The sequence below is a fragment of the Alkalicoccobacillus murimartini genome, from assembly GCF_030813245.1.
Lineage (GTDB): Bacteria > Bacillota > Bacilli > Bacillales > Bacillaceae_D > Alkalicoccobacillus > Alkalicoccobacillus murimartini.
Genome location: NZ_JAUSUA010000003.1, coordinates 197441 through 217051 on the forward strand (window position 1 = coordinate 197441; position 19611 = coordinate 217051).

Sequence of the window (19611 nt, forward strand, 5' to 3'; positions counted from 1 at the left end):
GTGCCAACCTGATGAGGTGTAACAATAGGCTATTGTCAAAAAGAATCATTTCAAATATGAAACGCTTATTTCAAATTCGAAAGTTTTCTCCATAGAGTCGTAGGGCTAATTTGATAGTGGTCACAAAACTCTTGTTTTGAGCCCTGAAATTGTTGATATAGGCTCGTCCAAAGGGAATTCTCCATTTCTTTAAAGGAATCTGATATGGGAATCGTTACCGTATTGTCTGGTCTGCTATTGCTTTCGAGATATGAGGCGATTCCATCAGATGTTAACTCGTGATCTGGGTATGTAATAACAAGTCGTTGGATGATGTTCTGTAGCTCGCGCGCGTTCCCATACCAGCTTTTCGATGTAAAAGGTTCAAGTGTCTCGCTCCCGTTGCGTAGGCGCAAAAATCGATTTTCTCTTTTCATTTCTGTATCTAAAAAATGCATTGCTAAAGGAAGGATGTCTTCCTTTCGCTCCCTTAATGGGGGCAGGTCAATGGTCAAGGTTGAGATACGGTAGTACAAATCCTCTTTAAATTGTTGCTCTTGAATCAACCTGTCCATAGGCTGATTAGTGGCACAAATAATGCGGACATTGACAGGGATATAACGCATTCCTCCAACTCTGCGAACTTCTTTTTCTTGTAGAACACGGAGTAGTTTTGTCTGGAAGCTGCGTGACATTTCATTGATTTCGTCTAAGAAAAGAGTGCCTTCATGAGCAAGTTCGAATAACCCTGCTCGACCACCTTTCATGGCGCCAGTAAATGCTCCTTCTTCGTAGCCGAATAGCTCGCTTTCCAATAGGTTTTCATTTAATGATCCACAATTAATAGAGACAAATGGTTTAATTTGGCGATGACTAGCATGATGAATGCTTTGGGCAAATAATTCTTTACCTGTACCGGTTTCCCCATAAATGAGAACCGTACCCTCAGATCGGGCAAATGCGGCAGCGTCATTCACCAGCTTCTTCATGCCTAGATTCTCACATATAATATCTTCGAAGGTGTGCTTTGCTGTTAGTCCTTTTTGATAGACCTCTTTGCGTATTTTTAACTCAAGCTTCTGAATATCGGCTAAGCGTTCAAATATTTGGATGGCGCCTGTGTAGAGTCCATCAGAAAAAATGGGCGTTGTTGTCACAAGCATTTGCTGATCTCCGACGTTGGTTAATATATTACGTTTAGGTGTTTGTGCGTTGAGCTGGTCTTGTAATTGCTGACTGGTAAATACATCGGAGTACGGTAAAGTTTCAAATGAAGGAGCGAGCTTAGGGAACAGGACTCTTGCTTGTTCGTTACACATCTTAATTTCATTTTGTGCATTAAGATTTACTACAGCCTGCGGGACCACCTGCAAAATTGATTCTACTTCTTGTCTCTTAGCTTCTTGTTCTATTTGATGATTCAGAGTTTCAACTGCCTGTTCAATGGCAAAAACTAGCGCTTCCTCACCTGACTTAACGAGAAAAGAAGGGATGCCTACATCTCTAGCTGAGTCAGTGGCTAATCGATCACCAATGATTGCATCTACAGACTGTTGTTCGGCTAACAGCTTAATTTGTTTCTTTGCATAGTTTGGATCGTGATAGGTTTCCACTTCTATGTGTGAGGAACCGAATTCACTAATAATGGATTCTGTGTCATGAAAGATTCCTGCGTAGAACATGACTCTTATTTTTTGGAACCCTTGATTATTTACGTGAATAATTGACCGCAACAGATCAAAAGGGGTGATGGGAATCTGAATATAGGGAATGGAGCTTTTATTTCTAAGTAATTCTCCCAAGCCCCCTCTTGAAACAATAGCTCCCGTATTAGAGTGTATGGCCTCGAGGTTTTGGCTGTAAGGGGTTTGGGTTTCTGAGAATCGGACACGGTAGGGAAGATTGTTAAATGATTCTTCTAAGTTACGGATTTGGCTTTTCGTTAAGTCAAATGGAGCAATCACTAGGATATCTTTCATGATAAACCTCCTACATCTACTTTTCGGATAGATTAAACAAAGAATATGCTATGATGAGTTTCAAAAGGGGGCTGTTCTTATGGAGATGGGTTTATTTCAACAGCAGACCACCAGTTTAGTGATGACACATGAGTTAAAGCAGGCTATACAGCTACTTTCCTATTCAACGATTGACGTTAGAGATTTTATAAAAGAACAAGCACTTGAAAATCCATTAATCGAACTAAGTGAAACCTATATATCCAATCCATTATTTCATCAAACATCAAAAATCTCCAGTGATGCTAAACATCGAGCTCTTGAAAATCATAGTGCAAATAGAAGTCTACGTGATGTATTAATTGAGCAAGCTTCTTATATGGAGAATGAAGAAAAGGATCGGAGTCATCTCATCTATCTAATAGACTCAATAAATGAAGATGGGTATTTGACGATACCTATGGAGGAATTCTGTCGCGAGCGAGAACTTTCAATGAATCAAGGGCTCACATACTTGCAGATGCTTCAGGACATGGAGCCAGCGGGGGTGGGGGCACAGGATTCAAAAGAATGCCTGCTTCTTCAACTAAGAAGAGCAACGAATAGATGTGAGCTAACTGAGCAGATGGTGGCGAATCATATGGAGTGGTTAGCATCAAAGAATTGGAAAGCGCTAGCCACTCATTACGAAGTGGAAGCAAGTGAAATCCAGAGGGTCCATGATCTGATTTTGAGGCTTGATCCATACCCAGGAAGGATGTATTCTCAAGAACTCCCTCACTATGTTGTTCCCGATGTCTCCATTACGGTGAATGAAGAGGGTGAGCTGATTGTCCATGTAATCGATGAATTGCTTGGAGGCATAAAAGTGAATCAGGTATACAAACAACAGTTGCTGAAAAGCGGTGGAGATCATGCAACCTATGCCAAGCAAAAAATACAAGAAACTGAGTGGTTAATCCAGAGCCTTGCACAAAGACAACGAACGATTAAACAAGCGGCCGAGGTGATCGCGAATCACCAATATGCTTTTCTAGTGGAAAAACGAGGGATCTTGAATCCGCTTACGTTAAGAGAGGTTGCGCTTGTCATGGGAGTACATGAGTCTACAGTAAGTCGTGCGACCGCTTATAAATATGCGCAGACACCAAAAGGACTACTGGAACTTAAATCATTGTTTTCAGCAGGGCTTGCGACGAGTGGAAACGACTCTTCAGTCTCCAAGCAAACATTAAAGACATGGTTACAGGAATTCGTAGCATCAGAGGAGAAACTTCGCCCATTATCAGATCAAGAACTAGTTCAGTTATACAAAAACAAGGGAGTGGATTTATCAAGACGTGTCATTGCTAAATATCGCGGTGAGCTCGGAATCCATTCATCAATGAAAAGAAAAAGATATGAAAATTGAAGTCTCTGTTTACAAATAAGAATCATTCCGATATACTAACTTTTATACACAGATCGTAATTGTTACGAAAGAGGAGTCGAATGATGAAAAAGCAATTAGTAATGGCCGGAGCGGCGTTGCTCTTTTTAAACGCATGCTCGTCTGGATCAGGCGAACAAGTAGAAGAGAATGATACATTAGAAATCTATACGACCATTTTCCCTATTGAGGATTGGACAAAAAAAATTGGTGGAGAATATGTGGATGTAACAAACATGGTGCCGGTTGGTTCAGATGCTCATACATATGAACCTACTCCAACAGAAATGGTTAAAGTAGCGAGTGCCGATGCCTTTTTCTATAACGGGGCAGGAATAGAAGCCTTTGCCGATAAAGTCGTTAGCGCTGTAGATGGAGAAGATGTAGCGACACTTGAAGCAGTAACTGGAGTCGATTTGATTCCTGATAACCATGATCATGACCACGAACATGAAGAAGATGGACACGATGATCACAGTGCAGAAGATCATGAGCATGGTGAGGATGCACCGGAAACTGTTGAAGTTGAAGGTCTATCTGATCATTATCACTCTGGAGACCACGTTCATTTAACGGCTGTTGCTCCAAGTGAGGCAGATTCTGATCATTGGCATTGGTATACATTAGCTCCTGGCGCGGATGCTGAAGATGAGGAAGCCTGGGAAGTGGTTCCTGATAATGGAACAGCAGTATATGAAGGCGAAGCTGTAGATGGGCAACAGATCAAAGCCAAGCTTTTTGGAGATGATCACGATGTGCTTGCACAGTCATCCCCACTTGCTATCAATGTAGATGATCATGATGATGATCATGGACATTCACATGGTGAATTTGATCCGCATGTGTGGCTAGATCCGGTCTTATCTATTGAACTCGCTGAAAATATTAAGGACCAATTAATTGAGCTAAAACCAGAGCAAGAGGCTTATTTCACAGAGAACTTTGAAAACCTTGTTGAGCAATTCGAAGAGCTAGATGGTCAGTTCCAAGAGGTTGCGGAGAGTGCAGATATCAATACATTTATTGTGTCCCATGCAGGCTATGGTTACTGGGAGAACCGCTACGGTTTTGAACAGATTGGCATTGCGGGAATCTCACCAACAAATGAGCCTTCACAGAGTCAGCTTGTTCAAACGGTAGATTATGCTGAAGAGCTGGGACTTCAATACGTGTTATTCGAACCGAATATTACACCAGCTGTAGCGGAAGTTGTGCAAAAGGAAATCGGAGCAGAAGCCCTGACGATTTATCCGCTCGAAAGCTTAACAGATGAAGATGTAGCAAATGAAGAAGACTACTTCTCTCTTATGCGAAAAAATATCGACACACTCAAAACGGCATTATCAGCAGAATAATGGAAAAAAGCCCTCCGGCAATTTGGAGGGCTTTTTATGTTCATCCCTTTTTTAAAAATTTATTTCACCCATTTATTCAATCTATGATTATTTTCTAGTAACCTGTCAAAACTGTGAATGAGGAAATGAGAGTTTAGCAGGGGATGGAAGGGAGTTAGAATAATGGGTAAGAAAATCTATGTTTTGTTTTCACTTGTATTCATGTTGCTTTTCGTACTTGGCTTAAGCAAGGATACATTAGCAGCAGAAATGGGAGAGGTGGATACGCAGGTTTCACTAAACGTGAGAGCAGCACCGAATGAGCAGGCGACGATTATAGGCAGCCTTCCTCCAGGTGAACGAATTGAATTTATACATGTGGGGAATGGCTGGGGGCAGATGACGTATGAGGGACAGTTAGGTTTTGTGAGCACGTCTTATTTGATTAAGGCGCCAAGAACGCCAGATAAACAGGAAGACGAACCACACCAGCCTGAACCCGAGTCGGAACAAATGGATTTTTCGCGTATTGTTATTGATGCAGGCCATGGGGGAAAGGACCCTGGCGCAGTCGGCAATGATTTATATGAGAAAACGGTGGCATTGGCCATTTCGCATAAAGTGAAAAATAGATTAGAGGACGAAGGTTACGAAGTAGTTATGACTAGAGAGGTAGATACCTTTGTCTCGTTAGAAAATCGGGCATTGAAGTCGAATGAATGGCCAGCAGATTTGTTTGTCAGCATTCATGCAAATGGATATGCAGATGCCGCGGCTAATGGAATTGAAACGTTTTATTATCATGGAAGCGCACAAGGGAAACAGGTGGCCAGATCGATTCAGCATCAGCTTGTTGAGATGACCGGGAACAGAAGTCGAGGTGTTTTCGCTGCAGATTTCTATGTATTAAAGCATACGAATATGCCATCCGTACTAGTCGAAACAGGATTTGTCTCAAATGAAAAGGATGCGACCTTATTAAAAACAGAAGAGTACCAGGAGAAAGCGGCAATAGCCATTGTAAGTGGGATTACACAGTCTTAAAAAGTTGAATAATTTGTTCATCTACTAGCTCCTATCTATCATATACTTAGTATATTCAATAGATGAGAGGGTGGATACGTATGTTTCGAAAACGTACTTTTAGTCTGCTTCTACTTGTTGGCTTGATCATATTAGTTGAATTGAGTCATTCGAAGACTTCATTTGCATTAGATTGCGCAGAAACCTCAGCGGATGAATCGTATGAGCGTGCGAATGTGGTGTTTAGTGGAAACGTGACAAAAGTACAAGAATACACGTATACATTCGCAGTTGAAGATGTGTATAAAGGATCGGTAGAAGAGACTGTAGAGGTAATGGGATCTGAATGGGATGGTGATTTTTTTAAATCACAGGAGAAGATGCTTGTCTATACCGATCGAATGCCCTTTGGCCAATACACAATGGAACTTTGTAGTCGAACGGGTTTCTTCAACGACCTGCAAGAGGATGTCCAAGGAATACCTCCAACAGAACCTACTCCTAAGGGCTTCCTCTCTACACCTATATTGGTAGGAAGCATCACGGGGTTAGTAGGCCTTTCTATATTGGTCATTAGAAGATGTCGAAATCGATCATGACCCTTGTGAGCGAACGTATATTCTCATATAATAAAGAGAGTGAAATCATTCTGTCTTTAAAAGGAGAATCGTATGGAACCGTTAAAGAATATTTATAACGAAGCTTATGTCGATAGATTAACTTCTGATCTACAAACTACTTTTCCTGATTTTGTGGCTGAAGATTTTAGAACATTAATCCTGCAGCCGGATTGGTCGTCTCTTGAATTGATGGAGAGAAAGCGTCGGATTACTGAGGCTTTATGCAAGACGTTACCTGACCCTTACACAAAAGCCCTTGAGATTCTTGTTCAAGTTGCCCCTCCTTATAATGGGTTGGGGGGCATCGTTTTCCCTGATTTTGTTCAATGCTATGGGCTCGATTATTGGAACGAATCCATGGATGCTCTGGAAGTATTAACGCAGTATTCTACAGCTGAATTTGCGGTTCGTCCCTATTTTATAAAGGACACTGAAAGTATGATCAAGCAATGTCTAGTGTGGGCAGATAGCTCCAATGAGCATGTGAGAAGGCTAGCTAGTGAGGGGAGTCGTCCGCGGTTACCATGGGGAATCTCTGTACCGAGTTTTAAGCAGGATCCAACACCACTTTTGCCTATTCTAGAAAAGCTAAAGCAGGACGAGTCTCTCTATGTACGCAGAAGTGTTGCGAATAGTTTAAATGATATCACGAAGACTCATCCGGACTTGTTTATTCAAATAGCGATGGATTGGTATGGGGGGAACGAAGACACCAATTGGATTATCAAACATGCCAGTCGCAGCTTACTAAAAAAAGGAGACAAACAAATCCTTTCTCTTTTTGGTTATGAAAATAGTCAGAACTTACATATTAAAGAGTTCCAATTTGAAACAGCATCGATCAAAATCGGTGAGCGGGTTGATTTCTCATTTGATCTGTTCTCTGAAGTGGATACGAAGCTTCGAGTAGAATATGCCATTGATTATGTTAAGGCGAGAGGTCATCGGACGCGTAAAGTATTTAAGCTCTCAGAAACGTCAATTAAAGAAAAAGAAACAAAGCCCTACTCAAGAACCCATGCCTTTGAAGATCTATCGACACGTACACATCACCCTGGTTTGCATCAGTTAACGTTGATTGTAAATGGGGAAGAGAAGGTGTCGGTGGAGTTTGAGGTTGGGTAAATAGAAGAAAGATCGAACTGCCTTATCTCTCCTTAGATCTTTTCAACCTTTTAATCTAAATCCCTTTCAATAAGAGATACAGAAATGGTTAGTGCGTCTATACGCCTTTTAGCTAAGGTGATCTGGGATTTATATCTATGTGGATTTTCTTTAGATTCAAGAGTTTTTACTGTTTCTTTAAGCTTGTGTAAAATGGAATCAATTTGCCGTTTGGCTTCAACTAATTCAGATTGTTTATAGTCCATGTACATTCTTCCTCCTTATCAAATTAGAGCAATTAATCTTTCGGTCAATCAACCATTGTTATATACACAGAATTAAGGTATAGTATCTTAAAGTTAATTGAAGGAGGGTTGTTAAAAATGATGCTTTCAGGTAGATTACGCCAACAAACGTTGAACAATAAGTAATTTAATATGTTCAAAGGCTCTGTTTTAATAAAGCAGAGTAAACGGGAGTAGTCTGCACATTTTTAATAATCTTCAGCGGGAAAAGTATATACTTTTTATGTGAAGAAAGGCAGATAAATCTGTCTTTTTTTCGTATGTTCTTTTCATACAATGGGAGACGTCTGTTTGTAGTATTCTCGTTTACTCTTAACCACAAACATATGGAGGAACTAGATATGAAAACATCAGAAATTAAACAATTAACCAATCGCAATGGATTAGATATCTTAGAAGAAACAATGAGGATAAATGAGTCTGGCGTTGACTTTAGAGTAGTGCACGCCACGGACCAAAAAGGTGATAAATGGATTCTTAGATTGCCTCGCAGGCCGCAGTCTATGAGACATAGCCTACAAGAGAAAAGAGCGTTAGACCTTCTCAATAAACATGCAGACTTCCACGTTCCGAATTGGTCTGTTTTCTCAAAAGACATCATTGCCTATAAGCAGTTACAGGGTATTCCAGTAGCGACGATTGACATTGAAAAACAAAACTATGTTTGGAGCTTCGATCAAACGAAAGTACCTTCTTCATATTATGACTCATTAGGAAAGTCACTAGCAAATTTACACTCGTTACCTCAAGAAGAATTCAAAAAGATTGGAGTTGAAGTTCTTGATGCTAGTGAGTTAAGGACTTCTATGAAGGAACGAATGAAACGCGTGAAAGAAACATACCATGTGAACGAGAATCTATGGAATCGCTGGCAAGCCTGGCTAGCAGAGGATTCTATTTGGCCATCTTTTGTAGGTGTAAAACATGGAGACTTACATCCGGGACATATTCTTATGAATAAGAACAATCATGTTACGGGGTTTATTGATTGGACAGAAGTCGGGGTCGCAGATGTGTCTGTAGATTTCATGTCGCATCTTCTCCTATTTGGAAAAGACGGACTTATGAAGTTAATAGATGCCTATGACAATGCCGGAGGAAGAACATGGACGAGAATGGAAGATCATATTGCTGAACGTTTAACAACAAGTGGTATTACCGTTGCTGAATTTGCTAAAGTATCAGGTATGGAAGATATGCAAAACGCAGCTGTACACATGCTGGAAAGTGATAGCTAAGTAACATGACTAGTTAGATTAGTAGGATTAGTAGAGAAGCCATGCAAACTTAAAAACCCCCAGTAAGACTCCATGTCTCACTGGGGGTTTCTCTTATTTCTCTTATTTCTCTTATTTCTCTTATTTCTCTTACTCTTCTACATTCACATTCAACTTCGCCGGAGCGACTTCACGTGTTTCATTGCCATAGTCGTCTCGGACAATGACTTCGATCTGGGCACCTTCTACTTCTACATTAGAGGTAGCGGTCCAGTAGCCAACATATACGCCATCGCTTTCTTCACGAATTGGCAGCTCCGTTGCATTGGAGGTAGTGTTGGTTAGTGGCATGCGGATGATGAAAGTGGCATCCAGGTCTTCCTCACTAGTGAATTCAATTTTAACGGATTCACCAGATTTGAGGTCTTTGTCCTCATCTGGTTTAAGATTCTCGATGACTGGTTTATCAAACTTCACATCGATGGTGATATGCTCGGAAGTTTCGTTTCCTGCCTTATCTGTTGCAATGACTTCAATGTCATTGCTTCCGTTATCAAGTAAGATACGCTTGCTGAAGGTTCCATCATCCTTCAGATCTGCGCCTTGACCATTAACGGTCACTGTATCTAAGTGGTCATCAGTCGCGGTTCCTTTGACGGTCACAGTTTCGCGGTTCGACTTTGACCCATCGACAGGTTCAGTGATCTCTAGCTCGACGCTAGTCTGATCAAGAATGATGGTGACGGGTTCAGATGAATCGCTCTCTCCTGAATCCGTAACGGCAGTGGCCGTTAACTCGTTATTCCCTTCAGAAAGCTCAATGTCTGTGGTGAAACCGCCTGCTTCATCGGTCGTTGTTGATCCTGCTTCTTCACCGTTATTGTAAATCGTGATGTCTGTTGCTGCTGAAGAAGTACCTTCGACTGTAGCAATCTCGTCACTTGTGAAAGAACCATCCTCAGGGGAAGTAATGGTTGGTGCACTTAATTCATAATTTACTTTTGCGCGAATCATATAGTTTCCTTCAATCGCAGGTGTTTGTGACCAACTTCCACCTACAAACTCCCAGCTTCTCTCAGCTAGTGGTCCATCTTCATCTGTGGCTAAGCCAGGTGCATTCGGGTTGGCGACAGATTGAATGTAGACTAAATAGAAGTCTCCTTCTACTAAAATTCCTTCACCTGAAAGGTCGACTTCTGTCCAGCTTCCATCACGCTCTGCTGTAGCATCAATAGGACCTGCAATTTGGTTTCCAGGTGCCCCATTTGATCCACTTGCGTCATAGACAGCTACCTTAAAGGCTGTTCCACCAGGTACCGGCCATTCTTCATCCCAGAATCGGAATAGACCTCCTGTAACGAGTGCACGATCTTCGCCTTCAGCCAGTGACATTCTGACTGCCCAGCCATTGCCAGCTTCAAAGAAGACACGCGCATTTTCAGCTGTTCCGTCGTCATACCCAATTTCTCCTTCGTACCCGATAAAAGGTTCTAATGATACATCGTGTGAAACTGTATCATTTCCTTCAATTGTTACTTCTATCGTTTGGCTGTAGTAACCAGGAGCAGTGAACTGTAATGTGTAGCTTCCTTCATACGCTGATAGTTCATATTCACCTTGTTCGTTTGATTGAACAGGAGCGATATGACCATCCTCAAGCAATGTGATTGTTGCTCCGGCAATTGGTTCTCCCGTTGCATCATTACTGACGACACCATTTACAGTGCCTTCCGCAATCTCTGTTAAAGTGAAATGAGCTGTCGTTGTCGCATCAGCTTCAACAGTTATGGTCTGTTCTTCTGATTGGAATCCATAAGCATCAGCACGTAGCGTGAAATCACCAGGCGCATGTTTTAGCTGGTAGCTTCCGTCAGCCGGATTCGTTTGAACAGAGCGTCCGCTTTCCAAAACATTTACTGTAGCTTGTACAGGCAGCGCTGCAAGTTCAATGGCTGGGTCATTCTTAGATACGGCTGGTTTTTTGACACTAGACTGTGCCGGTTGAATCTTAGATGGATCTACTTCTTCTTTTGCCATGTTGTGGTTAAAGTACGTATGGTTTGGAGGCTCAACTCCAGGTGTGAACGAAGGAGAAGTGGATTCATCACTCAATGTGACCTGATCCAGGAACCATCCTTCATTTGTAATAGAGAAATCAGATGTAACATTAAATCCTAGATAGATGCGTTGTTCAGCATAATCTGAAAGATCAATTTCTGTTTCAATCCAGTCAGCTGTTGCACCATTAAAGCGTTCAAGTGCTTCCCATTGTTGTCCGTCTGTTGAGATGAAGACATGGGCAAAGTCGTAGTTGTTCTCTAGTTCATGCCAATGTGTGAATTGTAAATAAGCGGCTCCATCTTCTAAATCGATTGGAGGCATCACAAGAGTCATGTTTGCATTATTCGGGTGATCGCCTGCTAGGTTTGTAGCATAGACATGATCGCCAGTCAGAGCCTCACCAGGTCCTGATTGTGGTTCGCCCCATTCCCAAACATCATTAGATCCGAATGAATACCAACCATGTGGTTTAGTGGCAAAGTCTTCTTCATAGCCTACACCAATAGCAGCTAAAATCGAGATTTCATAAGTGTCTGATTCAGTGACATTGTCCCCGAAATCAGTGATCGTCCATTTGTATTCAATGGATTCTCCTTCAACTACTTCGCTAGGGATAGTCGCAGCGTATGAACCAGATAAATGGTTTCCATCTACAAGGCTCGCCTCAACGGATGTCCAATCATCTGTTGTGCGGAAGCTTAACTCAACCCCCGTTACGCCAATATCATCCGTTGCCGTAATAGCTAGAGGAATGTCCACTCCAGCATACCCTTCTGTAACTGGCTCATGCTCATAAGCGGGAGGTTCTGTGTCTTCGCCATCTTTTGTGACACTTCCTGCTACTGTACCAATTCCATTTAGAACAGATGCTACAGCATCATAAGCATTAACCAAACCATGACCAAACCCATGGTTCGGGGTTTCTGGATACTCATCGTCTGTTAACGGAATCGCAGTAGAGGTGAGGACCTCTTCTAGATCATCTACCGTTAGAGAGGCATTAGCCTGTAAAAGTAAGGCAGCCACCGCAGCGACGTGTGGACCTGCCATGGAGGTCCCGTTCCATCCACCTTCATATCCACTGCCTGGAACGGTTGAACGAATGTTCACGCCCGGTGCTGCAATTTCTGGTTTAATCTCTTCGTATGGAGAAGGACCTCTAAGGGAGAATCCAGCTAAGTTATCATTGATATCCGTTGCACCTGTTGCAAAGGATTCTGGATAGTTTGCTGGGTTTGCAACAGATCCAGGTCCACCTGGATTAAAGAAATTCGTATTACCAGCCGAAAATTCTGGAAAGATATTTGCTGCTCTCCAGTTTTGGACCATAGGGCGATACCATTCATCTATGCCCGGTCCGCCACCCCAAGAGTTATTCACAATATCAGGTGCTTTTTCTGGCTGTGGATTGCCGTCTGCATCAGTTGGAGCAATAATCCACTCCCCGGCAGCAAGCAAGTCAGCATCTGTACCGCCGATATCAGTGAATGCTTTTACCCCAATCCACTTGGCTCCAGGTGCTACACCGACTGCGTTTGATCCATCTGGTTCAACCCCAACCATTGTTCCAGTGACATGTGTACCGTGACCATCATCGTCATAAGGCACATTCTCCCCTGCGGTAGCATCAAACCAGTTGAAATCGTGGGTAGGACTTTCTGGGTTAGCTGGATCATACCCGCGATATTGTTCGACTAGACCCGGATGATCCCACTGAACACCTGTATCAATAGATGCAACAACAATTCCGCTTCCATCAATACCTTGTTCCCACACTGCTGGTGCTCCAATGTGACCAATATTCCACTCGATATCAGAATCAGCTGCTGCTTCAGGTGTTTCTGATGATGTTTGTTCTGTTGGATTCAGCTGCCTAACCTCGTTCGGAAGTACTTTCTCTACTTCAGATCGAGTGGCTAGTTTCTCCATAACTTCTTTTGTTCCAGTTACAGCCATACCATTTACAATAAAAAAGGATTCGAAGTCTTTAACCCTATCTTCCTCGAGCTCCTTCTCTAGAAAAGCAGTAACCTCCTTTTGTGTATCAATACTTGTCGCACGTAAGCTTGAAACAATAGCCGACCGCTCAAGTAATTTCATTTGCGAGGCTGAAGCATTTTGCGCCTGCTGAGTTCCAGCCACACTCGCTGCTACCTCGGCAGTATCTACTTGTTCTTTAAATTTTAATAGAAACGTAACGTATTCCTCTTTTTCAAATTCTTCATAGAGGCGATCACTAATCTTCTCGGAGCTTGTCTGCGCAGAATCAAAAACAGACGTACTAGCCGATTGTGCTAACGTCTGGTGAGGTAGTAATAAAGTGAAAATGAACAGCATCGTTAATGAAATTGAAACAAATTGTCTAATTCTCATTTTATTTGGCATGCATTTTCCCCTTTCAGTCATTTTTTTCTTGCTTAATCGTCACCTCTTCCTACTAATTTTCTTTTTTATGTAAATCTCGTTGATAGTAAGTATCATAGCTAATATATATGTAGAAAACAGCACTATTTTGAAAATTAAGAATAAAGTAATATTGAATTAGGCAGGTAGCCGTAAGTCCCATTAAATAAGGATTTACCGGATTGATTCAATATAGAAATAACACTTAAACACTAGACTGGACTGGTTTAGAAGGAAGAATGGACGTAGAAGAATAACAGTTAATAAACGATGAAAATAAAAATTTGAAGGGGAAATGGGAGGTGAAATAGATTGATGCGTAACCTGAGGCTATAGACTTATGTTACTGGGCAGTCAAAGTTAGTTCCGGACGATTGAACGATCAAAAAAAGTACAGGAGCTTGAACTCCTGTACTTTCCCTATTTCCCTAGTTCGTGTATTACATGGGCTGTGCAACTGATACCGTTTAGAAAGTTCTCAACGGCAATATTTTCATTTGGAGAGTGATTGTGTTGATCAAAGTTAGCATAAGGCATAAGCATGGATGGGGCTTCAAGGATATTTGTCCATACATAATCAGGAAGAGATCCACCTAAGCTTGGTTGAATAAGAGGATCCTGATTGTACGCTTCCTTAATACCACGAATCGCTTTTTGTACGATTTTTGTGCTGACTGGCGTTCTAGAAGGATCCATTGACCCAAGGAAGTTTACCTTAGCCTGTGGAAGATGGGCTTTTATGTGTCGCTCAATTTTATCAAAGACATCCTTGGGGTTCTGGTCTACCACAAGTCGTGTATCAATCTTTACGCTTGCTTTAGATGGAGTGATGGTTTTGACACCTTCATCCAGATAGCCGCTCTTTAGACCAAAGATATTAAAGGTTGGTTCCATAGTTAATTTTCGATGGTAGCTATCACCATCCAAATCTAAGGAAGGGAAGCCGATTTTTTCGCCTACTTCTTTTGCGTTAAAAGGCAGCTCTTTAAGAAGTTTGTCTTCCTCAGGAGTGGACGGACGAATATGGTCGTAAAAGCCATCAACCAGAACACGTCCATCTGGACCGCGCATGGTTTGAAGCAATTCCATGAGCTCCCAGGCAGGGTTAGGCACGATATTGCCTGTGTTACCCGAGTGGTTATCAAACGTTGCGCCTTCAACTTCAATTTCTAGCGCGAGCATACCGCGTACACCGAGTAATACTAGAGGCAGGCCACTATTATGCGAAGGCCCATCAGCTGTGTAAACCAGATCAGCCTGCAGCATGTCCTTATGTTCTTGTACAAACTCTGGCAAATGTACGCTACCCATTTCTTCTTCGCCTTCAATAACAAACTTTAGGTTAACTGGAAGAGACTCATAGACTTCTAGGTAAGCCTTAACGCCCAAAAGTTGAGCTACAATTTGTCCTTTGTTATCGCCGGCCCCTCGTGCATAGATACGTCCATCACGAATAGTAGGCTCAAATGGCGGGCTTATCCAGTGGTCGAGTGGATCTGGTGGCTGAACATCGTAATGACCATAGAGTAGAATGGTAGGAGCTGATTCATTTGGAGATGCCAGCTCACCATAAAGAATAGGATGGCCTTTTGTTTCATGCAACTCTGGTATGATGCCAACTTCTCTCATCAGTTCTTGCATAAGTGACGCGCACTCTCGCATCCCTTTGTTCTGAGTACTAATGCTTTCCTGCTTAAGAAGCGTAAACAACGTTTCAATCGATTGCTGTTTTTGCTCTTGAACAAGAGTATCAATGGCTTTAATGCTCATTATGAATAACCTCCTACGAATAAATTATGGCAAGAAAATGTCTACATCAGGTCCAATAGGGATACCTATCAAATAAAATACGACAAATAATAATGTTAATCCGATAAGTATAGCAATGGAATAAGGCAGTGTATAGGAAATCAAGGTTCCAAGCGCCATCTTCTTATCCCATCTGCGTAAGAATTCTAAGATGACAACCATATAAGGAAGTAAAGGTGAAATCATGCTGGTTGATGAATCACCAATCCGATATGCCATCTGAATAAAACCTGGGTGGTAGCCAAGCTGCATGAACATTGGAATAAAGATAGGAGCGAAGATCGCCCAGAGTCCAGATCCACTTGAGATAACCATATTTATAATCGATGTGAAAATTATAAAGCATACAATGGCACCAATACCGGTAAAGCCGAGTGAGGTCAATGTTTCCGCTCCTGTAACTGAGAGCCATAATCCAATGCCTGTCCACTGAAAGAAAGCAGTGAATTGTGCAATGAAAAACACAAGCACAATAAAGTTTTTCATACTGCTAACAGATTCGCCCATGTATCGGCCGATATCGTTCATGCTGCGAATACGTTTCATCTTCATTCCATACGTTAATCCAATAATAAAGAAGAATAGTAGTAAGAATGTAACAAGTCCATCTAGCAATGGTGAAGGAAGTAGTCCACCAGCTTCATTTCGAAGTGGGCTGTTTGGAATGAAAATTAAAACGGCTAGGATAGCAAGGTAGATAGCTGCTACGATACCAGTAACCCTTAAGGCAGCTGTTTCTTCTTTTGTTACGGGTTTAACTTCTTCTGATTGGTCCCCATGATAGACACCAAGTCTAGGCTCTGTAATTTTACGAGTAATCGTTCCGCCAATAAGGGTACAAATGATGACACCTGCAACCATGAAATAATAGTTACTGATCGGACTAACTGTGACATCACTGCCTAGTATAGCAATCGCTTCATTAGTAATGCCCGCGAGCAAAGGCTCGTTCGCGGTAATCAAGATGCCTGTAGCGTACCCACTGGATACACCAGCGAAGCCAGTGATAATCCCTGCAAGTGGGTTCATTTTAAGTGAATAGTAGATAATTCCTGCAAGAGGAGGCACAATTAAAAAGGCTGAATCTGTTGCAACTGTGGCAAAATTACCAGCAAAAAAGATCATATATGGGATCATCCATACTGGAGCTGACAGCATCATTTTTTTAATGAAAGTCTCAAGTAATCCAACTCGTTCAGCTAACCCAATCCCGAGCATCATCGTTATAACGATTCCTAGGGGGGTAAATTGTACAAAGTTCGAAACAAGAGAAGTAGCAATGTATTCAATGCCTTCTCGGCTTAACAGTCCTTTTATGGCTGTTTCCTCCATAGTGCTGGGGTGGCTTACGGTAACGCCAAATAGTTGGAAAGCAGTGGAGGATAAAAATAATAGTCCAATTAAAAGTAAGAAAATAGTTAAAGGCTCAGGAAGTTTGTTCCCTATTTTTTCGATGACTAGTAAAGATTTTTGACCAATGTTTTTCATGAATAGGGATCCCTTCTTTTCTTGCAGATATACAAGAAGTTTGTCGATTAGTGTCTAGTAAGCATCCCAATATATTATCTGTAAATACATAGAATTGCAAGACAAATAAGATAATTCATTTTAATACTCTATGGAATATCGACGGTTCCACTGTTCATGATGCATTCATATCAATGCTTGTTTAAAGTAGAAGGAAAAGAGGTAAATAAATGAAAAAGATAAAAGGTTCATTACTAGATGAGCAGACACGCTGTGTTCACTATCATTCGGAAAAAGACATTATTGCGATCAAATTCAAATGCTGCGGACATTATTATCCTTGTTATCAATGTCATCAAGAACATGAAGATCACCCAATAAAAGTTTGGTCTAAAGAGAATTACAATGAGAAAGCAATCCTATGCGGAGTATGTCAATCTGAACTTCGGATAGATGACTACTTAAGAGGTGGGTATTTTTGTCCGAACTGCGGCTCATTGTTTAATGAGGGATGTAAACATCATTCATCCATTTATTTTGAAGAATAAATCCTTATTTATAATAATTATCACTTGATATTATGTATTAAAAGATATATAATATAATTATAAGTTAACCAAAGGAGCGTGTTATGATTATGACAAATCAAACAGTAGTAAAAGAATTGAACCAACAACTAGCCGACTGGAATGTGCTCTATACAAAGCTTCATAATTTCCATTGGAATGTAAAGGGAGCAGATTTCTTTACGTTACATGCTAAATTTGAAGAGTTTTATACCGAAGCAGGAGCCCACGTTGATGAGATTGCTGAGCGTATTTTGGCAATTAAAGGACAACCCATTGCAACAATGAAGGAGTTCTTAGCTACTTCTAACGTAGAAGAGGCAACTGGACAAGAAACCGCACGAGATATGGTCGCTTCGATTGAAAAAGACTTTACCTCAGTATCCAAACATGCAGAAGCTGTCATTCAAGCTGCTGAAGAAGCGCAAGATGAATCAACAGCAGATATGTTTATTGCTTTGAAGGCAGAGCTAGACAAGCACACATGGATGCTCGCAGCTTATTTGGGATAATCGTTAAATCTGAAGTGGCTGGGACATAACAACTCATATGAGATAAAATGATGAACAATATCGTTACACCTCTGAAGTAGGTGCACTGGTATCATCAGTGTCCACAGAAATCGAGTATTTTTCTGAAGGATTTCATTCAATTAATATAAAAGGGCCAAACAATGATGTGCAAAGACGACATCGTTGTTCGGTCCTTTTTTGATTTCAAGTTTCATTTACTCTGTTATTTACGAAGAGCCTCTGCGCGGTTTAATAACTTTTTGTTTAGTTCAGCTGCTTTTTGAAGAGCCGTGTGGTCCTCTAGAACTTCTCCAGGTTTATTCCCCTTACCAATGATCACCTCAACAAGTTCCAACCCAATAAAGTTACAGATAAGGTCAAACTGTTGAACGAGAGGTGCTGTGATCTGTTCAAGTGGCTCATCATTGGCAGTTACAACGAGATATACTTTCTTTCCTGTCAGCTGATCTTTTAAACGTAGTTGTGGGTCTCGCATATATTGTGACCAACGATCAATGAAGATCTTTAATTGAGCCGGCATGCTAAACCAATAAACGGGGATAGCAAATAGATAGGTATCGTACTGTAAGAATGTTTCAAGCACATCTCTATATCCATCATGAATTGGATCAAATGTCTGTCTCGAATGGCGCTGATCCTTAATCGGTTGAAACGAAAAGTCGGATAGAAATAATTCAGCTGTGTTGATAGTTGCTGTCACGTGTTTTGCTAGTTGCTCTGAATTTCCATTTCTACGACTGCTTGTGTAGATCGTGAGTAAGTTCATTCCTACACTCCTTTAATGGTTGGGGTAGTTTTAGTTTACGTCTGATCTCTCTATCAGTAAAATGAATAATATAGATAGAACAATTCGATAAAATGAATAATGGAGGGCTTACATAATGGAGTTACGACACTTGGTCACATTCATCATGATCGTTCAAAAAATGGGCTTTAAGAAAGCAGCCGATGAATTGGGTTACGCTCAATCTTCTGTAACAAATCATATAAAAGAACTAGAAAGGGAATTAGAAAAGAAGTTGTTTGATCGCTTAGGGAGCAAAATCGTACTGACGGAGCATGGCCGTAAATTCTTACCCTATGCAAAAGAAATTGTCGAGAAGTATGTGCAAGCCAAAGCGGTTTTGCAGGATGATGATCAACTGACGGGAGAGTTGAGGATCGGAGCGTCTGAATCCCTGATCATTTCAAGAATGCCAGAGGTTTTAGCCCACTTCAAAAAAATGCATCCGAAAGTGAAGTTGATCTTGCGTTCAATTAATTACCAGAATCTAACGAGCCAGTTTCAAAGTGGTGAACTAGACCTAGCGTTAATCATTGAGAAGGATGACTGGATACATCATGACCTTTATTTAGAAAAAATGAAGCTAGAGAGAATGATGATAGCTGGAGCTAATCTAGAAAAAGAAGATGATGCACTTCTATATACGGAGGGCGAGTGTAGTTACAGAAGCCTTATGGATGAACTAGTAATAAGTCGCGGATGGCAAGGGAAAGACAAACTAGAATTTTGGAGCACGGAAGCGATTAAACAATGTGCGATTAGTGGAATTGGGAAAGCGCTTCTACCATACTTTTATATCAAAAATGAGGTAGAAGCAGGAACAATAAAGGCGGAAGAAATTCATAGTGTTACACGCATTTCTTCATTTGCGGTCTGCCATAAGAATAAACAGAGAACTGGTGCAATCGAAGAAATGATGAAGGTGATGCGAGAAGCAGCGATTGTTTGGAAATAAAGTATTTGAGTGTTGCAATGAAGGGGAGAGGGGAGTATACTCCAATCGTGGACATTTTTTATCT

15 protein-coding genes are annotated in these 19611 nt (G+C 41.3%); 9 read left to right on the forward strand and 6 right to left on the reverse strand.

Translation table 11 applies throughout. The annotated features are described in order from the left end of the window. Positions 1-65: 65 nt before the first annotated feature. On the reverse strand, positions 66-1958 hold the full coding sequence (locus J2S05_RS11825) for a sigma 54-interacting transcriptional regulator (protein WP_306983037.1): 1893 nt from the start codon (positions 1956-1958) through the stop codon (positions 66-68). A gap of 79 nt (positions 1959-2037) precedes the next feature. Between J2S05_RS11825 and rpoN the strand changes: the two genes are divergently transcribed. The 5 genes from rpoN to J2S05_RS11850 all read left to right on the forward strand — a co-directional run bounded on the left by rpoN (position 2038) and on the right by J2S05_RS11850 (position 7468). Further along, positions 2038-3348, forward strand: coding sequence for an RNA polymerase factor sigma-54 (gene rpoN, locus J2S05_RS11830; protein WP_306983039.1), 1311 nt, complete (start codon positions 2038-2040; stop codon positions 3346-3348). Positions 3349-3431: 83 nt separating this feature from the next. Further along, entirely contained in the window at positions 3432-4721 is a 1290-nt protein-coding gene (locus J2S05_RS11835) for a metal ABC transporter solute-binding protein, Zn/Mn family (protein WP_306983041.1), read from the forward strand. A gap of 162 nt (positions 4722-4883) precedes the next feature. Next, positions 4884-5744 carry an N-acetylmuramoyl-L-alanine amidase gene (locus J2S05_RS11840; RefSeq protein ID WP_306983042.1) on the forward strand — a complete coding sequence of 287 codons (861 nt, stop codon included), beginning with the start codon at positions 4884-4886 and terminating at the stop codon, positions 5742-5744. An 80-nt stretch (positions 5745-5824) separates the two neighbouring features. After that, entirely contained in the window at positions 5825-6322 is a 498-nt protein-coding gene (locus J2S05_RS11845; RefSeq protein ID WP_306983044.1) for a hypothetical protein, read from the forward strand. A 72-nt stretch (positions 6323-6394) separates the two neighbouring features. Further along, a complete protein-coding gene (locus J2S05_RS11850) occupies positions 6395-7468 on the forward strand; it encodes a DNA alkylation repair protein (RefSeq protein WP_306983046.1) in 1074 nt (357 codons plus the stop codon). A gap of 50 nt (positions 7469-7518) precedes the next feature. On the opposite strand, the gene J2S05_RS11855 is transcribed toward J2S05_RS11850, so the two are convergent. Continuing rightward, entirely contained in the window at positions 7519-7713 is a 195-nt protein-coding gene (locus J2S05_RS11855; RefSeq protein ID WP_306983047.1) for a hypothetical protein, read from the reverse strand. Positions 7714-8093: 380 nt separating this feature from the next. On the opposite strand from J2S05_RS11855, the gene J2S05_RS11860 reads away from it, so the two are divergent. Next, positions 8094-8990, forward strand: a complete 897-nt coding sequence (locus J2S05_RS11860; RefSeq protein WP_306983049.1) for a macrolide 2'-phosphotransferase — start codon at positions 8094-8096, stop codon at positions 8988-8990. A gap of 129 nt (positions 8991-9119) precedes the next feature. Here J2S05_RS11860 and J2S05_RS11865 read toward each other — a convergent pair whose 3' ends face one another. From J2S05_RS11865 to J2S05_RS11875, 3 genes are all read right to left on the reverse strand, one after another. Beyond that, a complete protein-coding gene (locus tag J2S05_RS11865; RefSeq protein ID WP_306983051.1) occupies positions 9120-13415 on the reverse strand; it encodes a S8 family serine peptidase in 4296 nt (1431 codons plus the stop codon). Positions 13416-13853: 438 nt separating this feature from the next. Then, a complete protein-coding gene (locus J2S05_RS11870) occupies positions 13854-15203 on the reverse strand; it encodes a M20/M25/M40 family metallo-hydrolase (protein WP_306983052.1) in 1350 nt (449 codons plus the stop codon). Between the two features lie 24 nt (positions 15204-15227). Further along, positions 15228-16730, reverse strand: a complete 1503-nt coding sequence (locus tag J2S05_RS11875; protein ID WP_306983054.1) for an AbgT family transporter — start codon at positions 16728-16730, stop codon at positions 15228-15230. A gap of 209 nt (positions 16731-16939) precedes the next feature. Between J2S05_RS11875 and J2S05_RS11880 the strand changes: the two genes are divergently transcribed. Beyond that, positions 16940-17257 carry a CHY zinc finger protein gene (locus J2S05_RS11880; RefSeq protein ID WP_306983056.1) on the forward strand — a complete coding sequence of 106 codons (318 nt, stop codon included), beginning with the start codon at positions 16940-16942 and terminating at the stop codon, positions 17255-17257. An 83-nt stretch (positions 17258-17340) separates the two neighbouring features. Beyond that, complete coding sequence (locus J2S05_RS11885; protein WP_306983058.1) at positions 17341-17787, forward strand: Dps family protein; 447 nt, start codon at positions 17341-17343, stop codon at positions 17785-17787. A gap of 223 nt (positions 17788-18010) precedes the next feature. On the opposite strand, the gene J2S05_RS11890 is transcribed toward J2S05_RS11885, so the two are convergent. Next, positions 18011-18574: a flavodoxin family protein gene (locus J2S05_RS11890; protein ID WP_306983060.1), complete on the reverse strand. Its 564-nt coding sequence runs from the start codon at positions 18572-18574 to the stop codon at positions 18011-18013. 115 nt (positions 18575-18689) lie between these two features. Here J2S05_RS11890 and J2S05_RS11895 point away from each other — a divergent pair, with 115 nt between their 5' ends. Next, positions 18690-19547, forward strand: a complete 858-nt coding sequence (locus tag J2S05_RS11895; protein WP_306983061.1) for a LysR family transcriptional regulator — start codon at positions 18690-18692, stop codon at positions 19545-19547. The last annotated feature ends 64 nt before the right edge of the window (positions 19548-19611 follow it).